At 59.1% G+C, this 479-nt stretch carries 1 protein-coding gene; it reads left to right on the plus strand.

Annotated features, from left to right (window positions below):
* Positions 1–409, plus strand: a 409-nt coding sequence (locus FGE21_RS19950; protein WP_255731683.1) for an IS6 family transposase, incomplete at its 5' end; no start/stop codon positions are given.
* Positions 410–479: the final 70 nt, after the last annotated feature.

Consider the following 479-nt stretch of genomic DNA (forward strand, 5'->3'; position numbering starts at 1 on the left):
TCAGGATGTCGTCGATCTTCTGGCAGAGCGCGACGTCACGGTTGATCGCTCAACGCTGTATCGCTGGGTCCAGAAGTTCGGCACAGAACTGACCAAGCGCACCGAGAAGCATCTGCGCCGGGCGAGCCTCGACTGGCATGTCGATGAAACCGATATCCGCGTCGGCGGAAAGTGGCGCTACCTCTGGCGTGCCATTGATGCAAATGACCAGATGGTCGACTTCCGCCTCACCGGGCGGCGGGATGCGAAGGCGGCCAAATCCTTTCTCTACAAGGCGATCGAGCGTGTCCGTCTGCATCGGCCCGTTGCGATCTGTACCGACAAGGCGAAGGCCTATCGGCGCGTCATCCGCGAGATCAACCACAGCTATGACCCGCATTTTGACAGCATCCAGCGCATCGACCGATAAATGGCGCAACAATCGGATCGAAAGCGATCACGCCGCCATGAAGCGACTCCTTGGAGACCGTCAGAGCTTT

The sequence above is a fragment of the Phaeobacter sp. B1627 genome, from assembly GCF_006265095.1.
GTDB lineage: Bacteria > Pseudomonadota > Alphaproteobacteria > Rhodobacterales > Rhodobacteraceae > Epibacterium.